The organism is Leclercia sp., assembly GCF_036780805.1.
Classification (GTDB): Bacteria; Pseudomonadota; Gammaproteobacteria; order Enterobacterales; family Enterobacteriaceae; genus Enterobacter.
The window spans coordinates 1,056,957-1,073,069 of sequence record NZ_DAIQCE010000001.1 but is presented as its reverse complement, the minus strand read 5'-3'; the positions used below and the strand labels follow the sequence as shown (position 1 = coordinate 1,073,069).

Annotated in this window: 13 protein-coding genes; 5 read left to right on the top strand and 8 right to left on the bottom strand. The window is 57.2% G+C overall.

Annotated elements, in window-relative coordinates:
• The 5 genes from glgX to V7Q49_RS04935 form a co-directional block, all read right to left on the bottom strand.
• Positions 1-2,076, bottom strand: a complete 2,076-nt coding sequence (gene glgX / locus V7Q49_RS04955; protein ID WP_333849629.1) for a glycogen debranching protein GlgX — start codon at positions 2,074-2,076, stop codon at positions 1-3.
• A gap of 29 nt (positions 2,077-2,105) precedes the next feature.
• Entirely contained in the window at positions 2,106-4,622 is a 2,517-nt protein-coding gene (gene treY / locus V7Q49_RS04950; protein WP_333849628.1) for a malto-oligosyltrehalose synthase, read from the bottom strand.
• Positions 4,622-6,394 (bottom strand): malto-oligosyltrehalose trehalohydrolase, encoded by a 1,773-nt coding sequence (treZ, locus tag V7Q49_RS04945; protein WP_333849626.1) that lies wholly within the window; start codon positions 6,392-6,394, stop codon positions 4,622-4,624. The genes treY and treZ overlap by 1 nt, the downstream gene beginning before the upstream one ends.
• 573 nt (positions 6,395-6,967) lie before the next feature.
• Positions 6,968-8,518 carry a methyl-accepting chemotaxis protein gene (locus V7Q49_RS04940; protein ID WP_333849625.1) on the bottom strand — a complete coding sequence of 517 codons (1,551 nt, stop codon included), beginning with the start codon at positions 8,516-8,518 and terminating at the stop codon, positions 6,968-6,970.
• 202 nt (positions 8,519-8,720) lie between these two features.
• Positions 8,721-9,953: a diguanylate phosphodiesterase gene (locus tag V7Q49_RS04935; RefSeq protein ID WP_333849624.1), complete on the bottom strand. Its 1,233-nt coding sequence runs from the start codon at positions 9,951-9,953 to the stop codon at positions 8,721-8,723.
• A gap of 153 nt (positions 9,954-10,106) precedes the next feature.
• Between V7Q49_RS04935 and V7Q49_RS04930 the strand changes: the two genes are divergently transcribed.
• Entirely contained in the window at positions 10,107-11,087 is a 981-nt protein-coding gene (locus V7Q49_RS04930; protein ID WP_333849623.1) for a mannuronate-specific alginate lyase, read from the top strand.
• Here the strand turns inward: V7Q49_RS04930 and V7Q49_RS04925 are convergent.
• The gene (locus V7Q49_RS04925; protein ID WP_333849622.1) at positions 11,084-11,833 is read right to left on the bottom strand and encodes an SDR family oxidoreductase; all 750 of its coding nucleotides are present in this window, start codon (positions 11,831-11,833) and stop codon (positions 11,084-11,086) included. The genes V7Q49_RS04930 and V7Q49_RS04925 overlap by 4 nt on opposite strands.
• 126 nt (positions 11,834-11,959) lie before the next feature.
• Between V7Q49_RS04925 and V7Q49_RS04920 the strand changes: the two genes are divergently transcribed.
• A complete protein-coding gene (locus V7Q49_RS04920) occupies positions 11,960-12,865 on the top strand; it encodes a LysR family transcriptional regulator (RefSeq protein ID WP_333849621.1) in 906 nt (301 codons plus the stop codon).
• Positions 12,866-12,902: 37 nt separating this feature from the next.
• On the opposite strand, the gene V7Q49_RS04915 is transcribed toward V7Q49_RS04920, so the two are convergent.
• A complete protein-coding gene (locus V7Q49_RS04915) occupies positions 12,903-13,331 on the bottom strand; it encodes an OsmC family protein (protein WP_154125476.1) in 429 nt (142 codons plus the stop codon).
• A gap of 134 nt (positions 13,332-13,465) precedes the next feature.
• Between V7Q49_RS04915 and V7Q49_RS04910 the strand changes: the two genes are divergently transcribed.
• The 3 genes from V7Q49_RS04910 (at position 13,466) to sra (ending at position 14,563) form a co-directional block, all read left to right on the top strand.
• Positions 13,466-13,987: a VOC family protein gene (locus tag V7Q49_RS04910; RefSeq protein WP_333849620.1), complete on the top strand. Its 522-nt coding sequence runs from the start codon at positions 13,466-13,468 to the stop codon at positions 13,985-13,987.
• 142 nt (positions 13,988-14,129) lie between these two features.
• Positions 14,130-14,345, top strand: a complete 216-nt coding sequence (gene bdm, locus V7Q49_RS04905) for a biofilm-dependent modulation protein (RefSeq protein ID WP_106992870.1) — start codon at positions 14,130-14,132, stop codon at positions 14,343-14,345.
• An 80-nt stretch (positions 14,346-14,425) separates the two neighbouring features.
• On the top strand, positions 14,426-14,563 hold the full coding sequence (gene sra / locus V7Q49_RS04900) for a stationary-phase-induced ribosome-associated protein (RefSeq protein ID WP_333849618.1): 138 nt from the start codon (positions 14,426-14,428) through the stop codon (positions 14,561-14,563).
• Positions 14,564-14,645: 82 nt separating this feature from the next.
• Here the strand turns inward: sra and V7Q49_RS04895 are convergent, their stop codons facing one another.
• A complete protein-coding gene (locus V7Q49_RS04895) occupies positions 14,646-15,833 on the bottom strand; it encodes a hypothetical protein (protein ID WP_333849616.1) in 1,188 nt (395 codons plus the stop codon).
• Positions 15,834-16,113 lie beyond the last annotated feature (280 nt).

The following is a 16,113-nucleotide window of genomic DNA, read 5'->3' as shown; positions in this document are numbered from 1 at the left end:
TTATGGCCGCCGTAACAGCACGATACTGCGGCCTGGCAGCGGAAAATCGGTATCCGGGATCACCGCCTTCCCAATATTGTCATCCCCGGCCGTACTCAGCTCCAGCACCCAGCCTTGTTCACCGCATTCTGGGATACGGAACGGCACCGCCCCCTCGTACGGGTTGATCAACAGCAGCACCTCCTGCCAGATCCCCTTTTGTCCATGCAGATCGGCCCGGGTAAGATGGAGCCCCAGCGTGGTGCCCTCGTCCCAGTGCTCTGGCAGCTGCGGCCCACCGCCGGCATTAAACCAGGTGACCTCCATCCCGTCACGCCAGCTCTCCCGGTGTAGCAGCGGCTGGCTGGTGCGCAGCTTGATCAGATGCCGGGTAAAGTTGCGCAGCGCCTCGGCGCTCTCCGGGAGATTCTCCCAGTGTACCCAGCTGATCTCGCTGTCCTGACAGTAGCCGTTGTTATTGCCCAACTGGCTGCGGCCAAACTCGTCTCCGGCCAGCAGCATCGGCGTGCCGTGCGAGAAGAGCAGCGTGGTGAGGAAGTTACGCTTCTGCTGCTCGCGCAGGGCGTTGATCTGTTCGTCGTCGGTCGGACCTTCGGCGCCGTAATTCGATGACCGGTTATCATTGTGGCCGTCGTTGTTATCTTCCCCGTTAGCCTCGTTGTGCTTCTCGTTGAACGAGACCAGGTCGTTGAGGGTGAAACCGTCGTGGGCGGTAATAAAGTTGATGCTGGCCCACGGGCGACGCCCGCGCTGGTCATACAGATCGCCCGAGCCGAGCAGCCGCGCGGCGAAATCAGAGGAGACGTTATCCCCGCGCCAGTACTCCCGCACGGTATCGCGATACTTATCATTCCACTCCCCCCAGCCCGGCGGGAAGCCCCCCACCTGATAGCCACCGGGGCCGATATCCCACGGCTCGCCAATCAGTTTCAGCCGCGAGAGCAGCGGATCCTGCATCATGGCATCGAAAAAGCCGCCGCGCGGGTCAAACCCTTCCGGCTCGCGGCCGAGGATAGTGCCGAGGTCAAAGCGGAAGCCGTCGATATGCATCGACTCCGCCCAGTAACGCAGGGAGTCCATCACCATCTGCAGCACACGCGGGTGCGAGGTATTCACCGTGTTGCCGGTGCCGGTATCGTTCACGTAGTAACGGTGCTGTCCGGCAATGGTGCGGTAGTAAGAGAAGTTGTCGATGCCCTTGAACGACAGCGTCGGGCCCAGCTCGTTGCCTTCGGCGGTGTGGTTATAGACCACGTCGAGGATCACCTCAATACCGGCATCGTGGAAGGCGCGCACCATGTCGCGGAACCCCTGAATGCCGTTCGGGCCGCCGTAGCGCGACGCCGGAGAGAAGAAGTTCAGGGTGTTATAGCCCCAGAAGTTTTTCAGCCCCCGCTCGAGCAGATGCTGATCGTCCGGGAACGCATGCACCGGCAGCAGCTCAACGGACGTCACGCCGAGGCTTTTAATGTAATCCACCGTGGCTTTATGCCCCATCCCCTCAAAGGTACCGCGCAGTTCGGGCGGGATCAGCGGGTTGAGCTGGGTAAAGCCCTTTACATGGGTTTCATACAGGATAGTGCTGGACCAGGGCACCGCCGGGCGATGCGGATCCTGTCCGTCGAACACCCGCGGATCGATAACCCGGCATTTTGGCGTATAGGGCGCGCTGTCGCGGGTATCAAAGCTGAGATCGAGATCGTCGTGCCCCAGTTCATAACCAAAATGAGAAGGGTTCCAGATAAGCTCTCCGGTCAGCGCCCTTGCATAGGGGTCAATCAGCAGCTTATGCGGGTTAAAACGGTGCCCGTTTTCCGGATCGTAAGGGCCATACACGCGGTAGCCGTACAGCGCGCCCGGTTTCAGATCCGGGACATAGCCGTGCCAGACTTCATCGGTGTACTCCGGTAATTCCAGACGGGCAATTTCAGTTTTCCCACTCGGGTCGAACAGACACAGCTCAACGCGTTCAGCGCAGGCTGAAAAGAGGGCAAAATTCACCCCTTTGTCATCGTAGTTGGCCCCCAGCGGGTAACTCTGCCCTGGCTGGATTTCATAGATTTTGTCAAATGCCATAAAGTCTTTCCTTCGAACAGTAATAATCATTAGCCGCGGGCCAGTAACACCCGCCAGCAATCCTGTGCATCACTCAATTGAAGGCTTTCGCCCAGGACCAGGGTTTCACCGCTGAAACAGTCCTGATAGCTGCGCCCCGCGAGACCGGGAGGAAGAACCACCTCTGTCGCTCCCCACAGGGCCGACCCGGTAACAGGAAACGTCTGCGCGGCCTTGGCCAGCGCCAGACGCGGTGCCACTACAATCAGTACGTCGTCATCATCCACGCGGGCAAAGGCAATGGCCTTATCCGCCCGCTCGCCGCGGGTGAGCAACGCCACATAGCTGCCCAGACGGAACAGCGCCGGTTTGCGCTGGCGCAGATGGAGCAGCGTGCGGGTGACGGACAGCTTCAGTTGCCCGTCCAGCCAGCTCGCCTCGCGGGTGGCAATCTGCCGATCCGCCGTCGCCAGCTGCTGACAGAGCTGGTCGAAATCCGGCTCGCGGCGGTTATCAGGATCGACGAGGCTAAAATTGAGCCCCTCGCTGCCCTGATAGACATCGGGTACGCCCGGAGCGGTGAGTTTGATCACCGTCTGGCTGAGGCTGTTCACCAGCCCGGCGCGGATAAATGGACGCAGTGAGGTGCTGAAGTCTTGCAGGAAATCCTGATTCTCCGGCGACAGCAGATGGCGGGCGTACTCCAGCACCACCGTTTCATAGGCTTCGTTGCTGTCCACCCAGTCGGTACGCAGCTTGGCCTCGCGCAGCGCCTTCTCAACAAAGGCCAGGAAACGCGCCTCCAGCGCGTTCAGCCCCGCCGCATCCTGCGGATCCAGCTCCGGCGGCCAGACCCCCGCCAGCGCCTGATAGAGCATCCAGGTGTCGGCGGCGCGCGGTGCCGTGCCATCATTCAGAAAACGCACGTGGGTCTGGTTCAGCTGCTGCCAGCGGGTCACGCACTCTGCCCACACCTCCGGGGCTTCGGTCAGGCTGTAAAGTCGGGCGCGGGCATCTTCCCCGCGCTTGGTGTCGTGGGTCGAGGTACCGGAGAGCGCGTCCGGCTGACGGTCGCGTCGCGCGGTCATCTCGGTATGGAAACGCGTCAGCGAGAAGGCGCGCGGCACCGGCTCGGCACCCACCTCGTTGAGGGCCAGATCCATGTGCTGACGGAAGAACAACGTATCTTCCACCGATTTCGCCATTAGCGGCCCGGTGAGCTGCTGGAAACGGGTGCGGAAATTCGTGGCGGTATCGCGGGCCTCTTCGGAGACCTCCCCGGTCAGAATGCGCATCAGCAGCGCGATGGCGTCGGGATCGGCGACGATCGTCGACGCCACATGGTTCAGCAGCCGTACATCCGCGGCAGACATCCCCTGCGCCGTGCCGTAGGTGCGGTAAACCGGGAAGGCCACCAGCAGCTCGCGCAGCGCCAGCCGCAGGGGCTCCTCTTCGATGTTGACACCTTCGGTACGGGCCAGGGTTTCTGCCAGCTTCAGCAGGGTGGAAAATTCCCCGGCAAAGTTACGGTCCACCATCAGCAGCCGCGCGTCGCGCAGTTCGTCGTGCATATCCACCGGGCGGCCCATTACTGTGTCGTAGGCCTGGCGCAGGCCATCGATTTTGTCGTCGTCGATCAGCACTTCTGACAGCGAGGCGATAAATTCATAGCCGGTGGTGCCGGATATCGGCCAGTCCGTCGGCAGGTTCTCGCCTTTACTGAGGATCTTCTCGACCGTGATATAGCAGTCGGGGCCCGCCTCCTGACGCAGACGCTGCAGGTAGGCGCGCGGGTCGGCCAGGCCGTCCACGTGATCGATGCGCAGCCCGTCCACCGCGCCCGAGCGCACCAGGTCGAGGATCAGCTTGTGGCTCTCATCAAACACCGCGTCGTCTTCAACCCGCACGCCCACCAGGCCGGTAATCTCGAAGAAGCGACGCCAGGAGAGATCGTTCGGGGCATCGCGCCAGCTGGTGAGCCGCCACGGCTGGCGGTTATGCAGCCGGGTGATGTCCGCCGGATCGCTCAGGCTCAGCACCGCCTCTTCGCGCCCTTCCCAGCTGTCGGGGGTCAGCGGGTAGAAGGTGTCGAAATACGCCAGCGCCGGTTTGCCGGTGTCAGGGTCGCGCTGAACGCTGATTTCGCCGTTCGCCAGCACCACCTCAAAATCATCCCCAAGAAACGGCAGGGTCAGCCGCCGGGACCAGTCGATATCAAAATGGCGGGCGTAGCGGCTCTTCTCCCCGTGCTCAATCACATCGCGCCACCAGCCGTTTTCCAGCGAGGTGGACATGTGGTTCGGCACAATATCGAGGATCAACCCCAGCCCGGCCGCCTTCAGGGCGCTGACCAGCCGCTCAAATCCGGCGCGACCGCCGATAGAAGGGTCAATCTCGTTAGCATCGGTGACGTCATAACCGTGCGTCGAATCCCGGGCGGCGGTAAATATTGGCGAAGCATACAGATGGCTGATGCCAAGCTGTTGCAGATACGGCACCAGACTGGCGGCACGATCGAAGGTCATGCCGTTGCGAAACTGAATACGCCAGGTCGCTGTGGGGATCATCAGGTTGGTTCTCCTTGTGCAAAACGTACAATAACGGTGTTCGCGAGCAGTTCCTTGCGGCCTTCCGGCCAGGCAAACAGCGTTTCACCCGCTATATCGGGCATCGACTGATGCTGGTCGCTCACGTTGAGCGCCAGCGTCAGCGTGCCTTGTGTAAAGGTCCAGCTCACTACCACACAGCCGGGCGCGGTTTTCAGCACCCTGCCGCTACCGCCCTGTGCCCCGGCCAGCAGCGGCACAATTGCCCGCTGGCGCAGCTGCAGTAGCTGTTGGGTGAAGCGCAGCCAGTTCTGGCCGTCGGGCTGGTTGAGTTTGTCCCAGTCCAGTTTTGAACGGGCGAAGGTCTCCGGCGCATTGGGATCCGGCACCGTCTCGTCGTGATCGCTGAACTCTTTCGCGCGCCCTTCCCGCACGGCGCGCGCCAGATCCCCGTGAAAATCGGTAAAGAACAGGAACGGCTGGGTTTCACCAAACTCCTCGCCCATAAACATCAGCGGGATATGCGGCGACAGCAGTAGCGCGGCCATCAGCACCCGGGTGGGTTCCTCCCCGATCAGGCTTAGCAGGCGTTCCCCCTGAGCACGATTGCCTACCTGGTCGTGATTCTGAATAAAATCGACGAAGGCCACTGGCGGTTGAGCGATACTTTTCACTCCCCGGGGCTCACCGGTTTGCGGGGACCGTTCCCCCTGATAAGAGAAGCCCTCAGTCAGCGCCCGTGCCACCCATTGCGCCGGTTTTTCAGCAAAATCCTGGTACCAGGCGTGCGTTTCGCCGCTGGCCATCACGTGGACGGCGTTGTGCAGGTCGTCATTCCACTCCGCGGTAAACAGCGGCACGCTACCGTCCTCCTCCCGCGGATGGAGAAACACCACGTTGCGGCTGTCTTCAGTGGTGAGATGCACCGGCCGGTCGGTGATGGCGGCGCGGATGCGGGTGGCGATCTCAATCAACACGTGGGTGTCGGACGAGTCTTCGATCTGGTCGATGGCATCAAAACGCAGGCCGTCGAAGCGGAACTCCGTCAGCCAGTACAGCGGTGCATCGACAATAAACTGCCGTACCGGCGCGAGGTCGTAAGCAATGCCGTTCCCCCACGGGGTCATGCGTTCAGGATGGAAAAAGTCCGGGGCCAGCTTCGGCAGATAGTTGCCTTCCGGCCCGAAATGGTTAAGCACAATATCCAGCACCACCGACAGCCCGAGGCCGTGAGCGGTATCGACGAAGGCTTTCAGCTCGTCCGGCGAACCGTAGGCGCTGTGCGGGGCATACAGCAGCACGCCGTCGTAGCCCCAGCCGCGATTGCCCCCGGCCTGGGAGACCGGCATCAGCTCAATCATGGTGATGCCGAGCGAGGCCAGATACGGCAGTTTTTCGGTGGCCGCGCGGAAGGTGCCCTCCGGGGTAAAGGTCCCGATATGCAGCTCGTAGACCACGATCTCTTCCCAGGGACGGCCCTGCCAGTGCGTATTGCGCCAGACGTAGCGGTGTGGATCGTACACCAGCGACGGGCCGTTGACATCATCTTGCTGGGCGCGGGAGGCCGGGTCGGGCACCGCGGTGCCGTCTGGCAGGATAAAGTTGTACGCTGAACCGGGGGCAACCTCGTTGACCGTCAGTTCAAATCCACCGTCACCGGTCGGGTGCATCGGCAGTGTTTCGTCATTCAGGCGCAGATCGATGTGCTGCTGACCGCTGGCCCACAGATGAAAGCGAACGCTGTTCGCATCGCTGTATTCACAACCCCAATACCTAATAGATTTAGCCGTCATTCCACCACCTCGTTTGACCCATCATCCTCGGGTTGCCTGGCGTTAGTCGCTAAGCAGAGGGAAAAAGAGAAAATGCGCCAACGTGATGCCGCGCATGAACATCAAGCATAGACCAGGAAAATTAATGTGAGATGGGTCACTGCGAAGGGTGCGGTTTGTCATGCCGGGTGGCGGCTACGCCTTACCCGGCCTACGAACATGCCTTAAGCAATGAAATCATTTCAGAAGAATAAATAACTTACAGCGGCTCCCTGGTCCGGCTGAAAATCGCTGAGGCGTTTCCTGTAGGCCGGGGCGAGGCGCAGGGACGCGCCGAGAGGGCATAGCCTGCAGGGATGCAGGCTGGTGCCCGACCCGACAGCCGAAAGGAAAAAGCCGAAGGCACCGCGAAGCGGCGATTTTCTTTGCCGGGAGCCGGGATTGTTAAGGGGGCGGCGATAGCCCCCTTAACACGTTCACGGGTGACGTGATTAACAGAGAAACAAAGAACGTAAAGTGAACGGAATCACCTCCGGCGCAGCATGTTCCCCCTCACCCCAACCCTCTCCCTCAAGGGAGAGGGAGCTATACGTGTTATGCCGGTTCCGGCAGTCGGAAGCTGGCGATGCTCTGGGTCAGGTGCTTCGCCTGCTCTTCCAGCGAAGCGGCCGCGGCCGCGGACTCCTGCACCAGCGCGGCGTTTTGCTGGGTCACGCCGTCCATCTCGGTCACCGCCTGGCCGACCTGGCCGATACCCCGGCTCTGCTCTTCCGAGGCGACCGAAATCTGCTCCATCAGGGCGTTTACTTTATTGACCGAGTTGATGATGGCATGAATCACCTCCCCCGAACGATTCACCAGCTGCGAACCGTTTTTCACGCTGGAGACCGACTGGGCTATCAGGTTTTCAATGTCCTTCGCCGCCACGGCGCTCTTCTGCGCCAGGGTACGGACTTCGGTTGCCACCACCGCAAAACCGCGCCCCTGAGTGCCTGCACGGGCGGCTTCTACCGCGGCGTTCAGCGCCAGAATATTGGTCTGGAAGGCGATGCTGTTGATCACGCTGGTGATATCTTCGATGCGCTGGGAGTTGGCGGCGATGGTGTTCATGGTCTCGATCACCTCGCGGGTCACCGCCTCGCCGGTACGGGCATTGTTCACCGCATCCTGCACCAGCTTACCGGCCTGATACACGTTGTCGGTGTTATTGGCGACGGTGGCGCTCAGCTGCTCCATGCTGGCGGCGGTTTCCGTCAGGGCCGAAGCCTGCTGCTCGGTACGCGAGGCCAGGTCGATGTTGCCCGAGGCAATCTCCTGGGAGGCATAATTGACGGTGCGGCAGGCTTCGCGCACCTGCGAGATGGTCTCCAGCAGGGCCAGACGCATCTGTTCCATCGAGCCCATCAGCAGATCGATTTCGTTGTTCGAGCCCGCCTTCTGCGGCACCGCTTCCGTCAGCTGACCGGCGGCGATCTGGCTGCAGTGCTCCCGGGCCAGGTTAATCGGCGCAAAGACAAACCGCTTCATCAGGACGCTTACCCCAATAATCACCACCACAAACAGCGCGGCAAAGGCGGCAATAATGGTTAAGCCGGAGGCAAAGTGCGAGCGCGCATCGTCGTTGAGCTGCTTCGCGTATTTCTGGTGCAGGGAGAGCACCTGGTCGAGGACGATTTCATACTGACGGTCGAGGCGGGAAATCTGCGGGATCAAGGCATCAAATTTTGCGGCATCGTGCGCCGAGGCCGCAGCAATCAATGGCTCCAGCCCCTCATTACGGTAGGCAAGCCAGGCGTCGTCATAGTCCTTTACTAACGGGGCTTCATCCGCCAGACGCGGCGCGGCATTAAAGGCGGCGAATGCGCCATCCGCTTTGGTCAGGGCCAGCTTCACCGAGTCCAGCTTCTCAGACAGCCCGGTGGTATCCCCGCTCTCCGCCTGCTTCATATACTCCATGACCCGCACGCGCAGGGTACGGCTGTGGTTAATGGGATCGATAATGGATAGCACCACCAGGATCTCTTTATTGACGTTATCCAGTGAATCATTACTTTTAATGGCCAGCCAGACATTGGTTGCGGCACTGGCAACAAAGAAAAACAGCAGGGCAAGCAGAATGGCAAGGGACGACTTTTTTAACGACATAACTACCTCAGAAATAAAACGGTCTGAAGTATTATCGGCACCCGCCCCTTAATATTGAATTAAAGTTATTTATTTATACCAATATCAATAACCGCGTTAATAGTTATTTAAATCATCACATTGCGCGCCAGGGCCTTATATTTTGGCCCTGCCATAGATTGAAAATTTTCATCTGTTCCGCAGAGAATTATTTGCGGGTTATTTAATCGCTCAAATATTCATCGTGGGTAAATTGTGGCCAGTAAATTTCCCCTACGCCGTTTAATTTGGGCCGGGCGAATAAAAAGCCCTGAAAACGCTTAATGCCTGCCGACTCCAGCCAGCACCACTCTTCGATTTTCTCGATGCCCTCCGCCACCAGCGCTATCTCCAGGTCGGTACAGCAGCTGATAATCGACTTCACAATCGCTTGTTTCGGACCGCTTAAGTGGATATTGCTCACAATCTCGCGATCGATTTTCAGTTTATCCGGCTGGAAACGGGTCAACAGCGACAGCCCGGCATAGCCAGAGCCAAAATCATCAATCGCCAGCCCAATCCCCGCCGCCCTTAACTGCTTGATGGCGCTGTTGAACTGGTTAAAGCCTGAGATCATTTCGTTTTCGGTGACTTCAATGATCACCTGCTCCGGCTGCAGGCCGTGGATGAGGATCTGGTCCATCAGATAATCGACGGCGCCGGGCACGTTGACCAGCGACATCGGGAGCAGGTTGATGGCGATTTTATGGTCGCCAATGCCGATCTTTTCTGCCAGCGCAAAGGCGTAGGACTTGGTCAGCAGATCGACTTCGTAAATCTTGTCCTGATCGATGGCGTTAAAGAACCGCTCCGGGCTCCCACCGTCGTTGCCGCGGATCAGCGCCTCAAGGGAGGAGATAGTCCCCTCGGTGGGCTCCACAATCGGCTGCAGGGCAAACTGACAGACCTGATTCTCAATCAGTCCATTAATAGGGTGACCAAAGGGGGCATGCTCCGGCGCGAGCGTCCATTTATCCGGCCGGAAGGCAGACCCGTCCGGCGTCTTGTTTCGCTGGTTAATAAATGTCTGAATAAATTTGAATACCCGATCTTCCGCCGCCAGATAATTATCCAGCTTGCTGTAGCGCAAGACAGAAGCGCGCACCGATTTTGGCGTGTCGATACGCAGATCGAACAGCAGCATGCCAACGTTCTCAAAGCGTCGCCGCGGGCCGTAATCGCGCATCAGCTCTACCACGCTGTCATGGCGCTTGTCCTGGCGGATCTTCACAAACAACGTCTCAATAACGTCTTCGGACCCTTCGAGGATCTGCAGAAAATCGACGCCGTTAAACAACAAAATGCCGGTCACGTTCAGTGCGGCATTACTGTTTTTGGCCTTTTCCACAAGTGAAAGCAGGGATAAAGATTTGCAGGATGAATTTAACTGGCTTCTGTAAATGAGTGTCGTAAGCACAGTCATTGTTCCCGATAGATTGGTAGGCTTTATGGGCTAGTGTTTAACATAATTTACATTTATCGGCTAATAGTATTAAGGCGATATATCCCAAAAGACGCGATTCGGCTCAAAAACAACCAATATGAATATTTAATTCTGCTAACGATGAATGTGAAACGCACTCTGCCACTGCTACTCTGTTTACCTTTTTACGCACTGGCCGCGCCGCTGGTGCCGCCCGCCGGTTTTACCCGGCCACTACCGCATACGGCATCGGGCGGCTGTGTTCCCCTGCCCGCCCCCTATACCGCCCCGCTGACCTTGCGCAGTAAATATGAGGGGTCGGACAGCGCCCGCGCCACCCTTAATCCGCAGGCTGAGCAGGCGTTTAGGGCGGCATCGAAACCCATTGTTGGCTTTGAACGCGGGATCTCGAAGATGGTCTGGCGCTATAAGCAGAGCGGAGATCCGCATACCCTGGCATGTATTCTTGACGGCTACGCGGCCTGGGCAAAAGCAGAGGCGTTGCTCTCGGACCAGACCAGCCATACCGGGCGCGCAATGCGCAAATGGGCGCTGGCAACCCTGGCCAGCAGCTGGCTGGAGCTGAAGTTTACCCCCGGAACGTCGCTCGCCGGACAACAGACCACCGAACGCTGGCTCGGCAAGCTGGCGGATCGGGTGGTGCAGGAGTGGGACGGCCTGCCGCTGGCGCGCACCAATAACCACAGCTACTGGGCGGCATGGGCGGTGATGGCCAGCGCCGTGGCGCTCGACCGTCGGGATCTGTTCGACTGGTCGTTAAAAGAGTACCGCATCGCCGCCGGGCAGATTGCCGCCGACGGCACGCTGGCAAACGAACAGCGTCGCCGCGATCGGGCGCAGGCCTATCACAACTACGCCCTGCAGCCGCTGGTGATGATCGCCAGTTTTGCCGACGCCAATCAGGTGGACGTCACGAAAGAGAATAACCATGCGCTGGCGCGGCTGGCGGGGTATGTCTTACAGCAAAATACAGCCCATCTGGAGTGGCTGGAGCCCTGGTGCGCCATGCATGACTGCACCTCTGTGACACTGTCACGCCTGGACGCCAGCCGTCCGTTGCAGGATCGCCGCCTCGGCGGCAATCTCACCCTCCTCTATCAGCGTTAAATCTGCGCCATCCCGCCATCCACGAACAGCTCGGCGGCGTTGATAAAGCTGGCGGCATCGGAGGCGAGGAACGCCACCGCTTTGGCGACCTCTTCCGGTTCGCCAATGCGGCCCAGCGGTACCGTCGCGGCTAAGGCATCGAACAGCCCCTGACGCTGATCTTCCGGCACCAGCTCTCCCAGCCCCGGGGTTTTAATCGGGCCCGGGCTGACCACGTTGACGCGGATCCCGCGTCCCTGCAAATCCAGCGCCCAGGAGCGGGCAAAGTTTCTCACTGCCGCCTTGCTGGCGCTGTAGACGCTGAAGTTGGCGGTGCCTTTAACCGAGACGGTCGAGCCGGTGAGGATCACCGAGGAGCCGGACGCCAGCAGCGGCAGCGCTTTTTGTACGGTAAAGAGCACGCCGCGCACGTTGGTGGCGAAGATGCGGTCGAAGTGTTGTTCGGTGATGGCCCCCAGCGGCAGCATATCGCCGCCCCCGGCGTTGGCGAACAGCACGTCCAGCCGTCCGGCCTGTTCAGCGATCTGCGCATACACCGTATCGAGATCGTCAAGGCGTGAGGCATCGGCGCGAATGCCGGTCACCTGTCCGCCCAGGCTGGCGACGGCGTTGTCCAGCTCTGCCTGACGACGACCGGTGATATAAACCTTCGCCCCCTGAGCGGCCAGCTCTTTTGCGGTTGCCAGACCGATACCGCTGGTCCCCCCGGTGACGAGTGCGACTTTACCTGTTAATGCTGAGTTCATGTGATTTACCTTCTGTGTTATTGGTGTGAAGGCACTCTACCGCTTGCAGGATTAGGGAAAAATCAGCAAAAATGGAAATCACTTTTTCCCTGTGGGAATAATCCCCGTTTCAATGAGCCCCGTGCTATGGATCAGTTAATGGCAATGCGCGCCTTTACGCGCGTGGTAGAAACCGGCAGCTTTACCCGGGCGGCAGACTCGCTGAACATGCCCATCGCCACCCTCAGCAAGCTGGTAAAAGCGCTTGAAGCGCATCTTGGCGTGCGGCTTTTACAGCGAACCACCCGGCGGGTGACGCCGACGCCGGAAGGACAGGGCTATTACGACAAGGCCCGGCGGGTGCTGATTGATATCGAAGATATCGACACCTCATTTAGCGCGGTGAAGCAGCAGCCGCAGGGGTATTTGCGGATCGATGTGGGGGGCTCGACGGCGCGGGACGTGCTGATCCCGGTGCTGCCAGATTTTATGCACCGTTATCCCGATATTCGCATCGACCTCGGCGTAGCCGACCGGCCGGTGGATTTAATCAGCGGCAACGTGGACTGCGTGATCCGCGGCGGCGCGCTGGGGGACTCCTCCCTGATTGCCCGCCATATCGGCAATGCGGAGATGGTGACCTGCGCCACACCGGGCTACCTGAAGCAGTACGGGATCCCCGCCTACCCGGAGGAGCTGCGCAATGGTCATAAGCTGGTGAGCTATCTGTCCCCCGTGACCGGACGCGCGGTGCCGTTTCGCTTTACCCACGACGATGAGGTTCGTGATATCAACCTGCGACACCATATCGGGGTTAACGAAAGTAACGCCCACCTTGCGGCAGCGGTTGCCGGAATGGGGATTATCCAGACCTTTCGCTACTCCGTCGGCGGGCTGATTGAGGCGGGTTCGCTGGTGGAAATTCTGGCCAAATGGCGGCCGCCGCACTATCCGTTTTACGTGGTCTATCCGCAAAACCGGCATGTGACGCAGCGTCTGAGGGTGTTTATTGCGTGGCTGGCGGAGGTCTTTCCTGGAGCGGTGAAGGGATAGCCGGGCGCAACGCCCGGCGGAAGGATCCGTTCAGGATTTAGTTCAGGGTGTAGTCGAGGGTGATTTCTGCTTTCAGCACCTGCGACACCGGACACCCGGCTTTAGCCTTCTGAATAATGCCGTCAAACTGCTGCGGCTCAATGCCCGGGACGGTCACTTTGCTCTGCAAGGCGATTTTGCTGATGGCAAAGCCGCTGTCGGTTTTATCCAGCGACACATCGGCGGTGGTGTCGATGGAGTCGGCAGTATAACCCGCCTCGCCCAGCATCAGCGACAGCGCCATTGAGAAACAGGCCGCATGCGCTGCGCCAATCAGCTCTTCCGGGTTAGTGCCCTTTGCGCCTTCAAAACGGGTGTTAAAGCCGTAAGGTTGTTGATTAAGGACGCCGCTCTCGGTGGAAACCGTCCCCTTGCCGCGTTTGATATCGCCAGACCAGTGTGCCGAACCGTGCTTGTGAATTGTCATAATTTGCTCTCCTTTTGGCTTACAAGGGGTTAAGTATAGAAGAGAGATCGCGCTTTGCGGCAAAGACGGAACAGTCTCATCCCGTTGCACAGATATTCACCTGCTATATTTTAATTTTTAAAAAGGAGCAGAGAATGAATTCACCCGTCAGAGGTATCGACCACATTGGTATTACCGTACCGGATATTGATCAGGCCACGCTATTTTTTGAACAAGCCTTCAACGCCAGAGAAATATATCGTTCCGTTGAACCCGGAGACGGGAATATCGACCCCGACGCCCAGCAGCAGACGTTGCGCTTATTCCCCGGGACCGAAGTCCGCGCCATTCGAATGTTGGCGATGCCCCACGGGCCGGGAATTGAGCTGTTCGAAATGCATGGCCCGGAGCAACAGTCCCCGGCAAGAGCGAGTGATTTTGGCCTTCAGCATTTTGCGGTCTATGTCGATGATTTCTCACAGGCGATAGTCCGTTTTACCGCAGCGGGCGGCGAAATGTTTACCGAACCTAAGGCGCTCTCCTTCCCGGCGGAACAGGGAGAAGGTAACGCTTTTTGTTACGGTAAAACGCCCTGGGGCAGCGTAATAGAATTGATATCCTGGCCCTCGCCTATGCCTTATGAAAAATATACAAACCTGCGTCGCTGGAAACCATGATATATCCATGGAATTGCTGTCATTATGATATTTTTATTTCCAGGACGAGTCTTAGACACAGCGCGAAAAAAGTTTGCCATTCTGAATGTGCATTACGTCATTGCGAACCGGAACATTAGACAGAAAACGACACGGAGGCACTATGTTTACTTATACTTCAGCAACCACACCATCCGCACAGCCGGAGCTGGTAAATGCAATTGCACAGGGTTTACGCGCAGAACTGGGCGCTGTCACCGAAGATGACATTTTGATGGAACTCACCAAGTGGGTTGAAGCCTCAGACAATGACATCCTCAGTGACATCTACCAGCAGACCATCAACTACGTTGTCAGCGGCCAGCACGCCAGCTTCTGAAAACCTGCTATGCTGGATCAGCAACCTTAGGGGTTACATTTCGTTCGCCTTATCACTATCAACAGGAATGAGGAGTTACTATGAAATCGAACCGTCAGGCACGCCATATCCTGGGACTGAACTACAAACTCTCTAACCAGCGTAAAGTGGTGATTGAGGGCGACAGCGAAACGCAGATCGCTCACGCTACCGGCAGAAAACGCCACGAACCTAAGTAAGTTCGCTTAACGATCCCTGACACCACCGGCAAGCCGGTGGTGTTTTTGTTTTAATTGCCTCGGAAAGTTAAACAGGCACCCTTTAAGCTACGGTCGAAGCCTGCCGATTCTGGTTAGTGATATATGCTGGGAAATTTCCCACATTGGCACCAAAGATAGCCGGACTGCCCACGGGACAGGTAGTCTTCACTATCATCCTACCCTGGTCGTCGAAGTTGACTGCAGAGTTGAAACCCCCACTGGCATTGGTGGAGAAGAACGGCCATATTCCACCTTTTATCTGAGAGTTAATCTCCTTGCGATCTTCCATGCTGTAGATTGCACTTGATTTCATCACAATTTCTATGCCATCTACGATAATCAACCCTTCGATAAAGCGCTGCAGGTTTCCATCAGGTCCGAAGACACTTTCCCAAGTGAGGGGGTTACCGACAGACCAGGCACTCTTACCCTTGAAGGCATAATTCAGGAAGCCTGAATTGTACCAGTCACCCGGCATGAAAGTCTGGACATTCAATACATGCTGGAAAGTGGCATCAATAGTGATATCCGAGCTAACGAATTTACGCGTGGTATTGCTGTAATTACCACTCCCGCCAAGGGAGAATATGCTCAAGAAACCACTTACTCCCCCTTTTGCCCAGGTACTGGACACATCGGATGATGAGGTTTTGCTATTAAGATGGATCTCTTTTTTGGGGCCATGTGCAATAGCGCCCTGCGTGATATCACTAATTTTTATTTTATACAGTGGGCCTTTTTTGCCTTCAAAAGGGTGTAAAAAATCACTGTTCGCGCGGTATTTTTCCCTGGAGGCGTTTACGATATTGAGAATATCCTTGCTAAAAATTGAAATGGCTGAGGAGGAAATATGACTTGGAAGATGCCGCTTAGCCCACATAGAGAATGCTTTAATTTCTTTGTCGGCATCATCAAAAACATCCTCCGGCAAGGTCTTCTGATAGTCCTGCCATGAATTAAGCTGATCCCCCATTATCCGCTTAAAATCATCGCTTTCAGGCGCAAATACCGGGCTGAACAGGCTACCATAATTATGATAAAAGCTGCTGAGAGATCCAAGAGACATTACAGAAGTCAACGCCTTTGGGGGGAGAGCATCAATCACCTGCCACAGGACGTTAGTTTCATAGGGTAACGGAGTCCCGGATTGCAGCAACATAAACGAGGATTTATTTAGTCCCAGACCATTAACCACTGCCATGTACCACATATTTTGAAGCGTTTGCACTGCCTTATCTACTTCAGCCATTTTCAAACTCCTTTTGGTTTAAATTGCTATAAAATACAGCCCGATAATTCATTAAAAATAGCGTTTCGTCAGGCGAGGTATTTCCACCATTATATTCAGGGAGTGATTATCTCATTACAATAAACATGCATCAGATTATCTTACGTTTTATTCATCGACCTAAAAATAACATTCACACCCCCTGTAAATTACATTGAAACTTAACAGGTTCCATTACTGTGATTAGCTTCATACTTCTGATGGCAATATTATTTAACGCGGTTTATATTTATTTTCTTAT

Coding starts and splice junctions, on each gene's coding strand:
- glgX (WP_333849629.1), bottom strand. CDS start 2,076: ATGGCATTTGACAAAATCTATGAAATCCAGCCAGGGCAGAGTTACCCG.
- treY (WP_333849628.1), bottom strand. CDS start 4,622: ATGATCCCCACAGCGACCTGGCGTATTCAGTTTCGCAACGGCATGACC.
- treZ (WP_333849626.1), bottom strand. CDS start 6,394: ATGACGGCTAAATCTATTAGGTATTGGGGTTGTGAATACAGCGATGCG.
- V7Q49_RS04940 (WP_333849625.1), bottom strand. CDS start 8,518: ATGTCGTTAAAAAAGTCGTCCCTTGCCATTCTGCTTGCCCTGCTGTTT.
- V7Q49_RS04925 (WP_333849622.1), bottom strand. CDS start 11,833: ATGAACTCAGCATTAACAGGTAAAGTCGCACTCGTCACCGGGGGGACC.
- V7Q49_RS04920 (WP_333849621.1), top strand. CDS start 11,960: ATGGATCAGTTAATGGCAATGCGCGCCTTTACGCGCGTGGTAGAAACC.
- V7Q49_RS04915 (WP_154125476.1), bottom strand. CDS start 13,331: ATGACAATTCACAAGCACGGTTCGGCACACTGGTCTGGCGATATCAAA.
- V7Q49_RS04910 (WP_333849620.1), top strand. CDS start 13,466: ATGAATTCACCCGTCAGAGGTATCGACCACATTGGTATTACCGTACCG.
- bdm (WP_106992870.1), top strand. CDS start 14,130: ATGTTTACTTATACTTCAGCAACCACACCATCCGCACAGCCGGAGCTG.
- sra (WP_333849618.1), top strand. CDS start 14,426: ATGAAATCGAACCGTCAGGCACGCCATATCCTGGGACTGAACTACAAA.
- V7Q49_RS04895 (WP_333849616.1), bottom strand. CDS start 15,833: ATGGCTGAAGTAGATAAGGCAGTGCAAACGCTTCAAAATATGTGGTAC.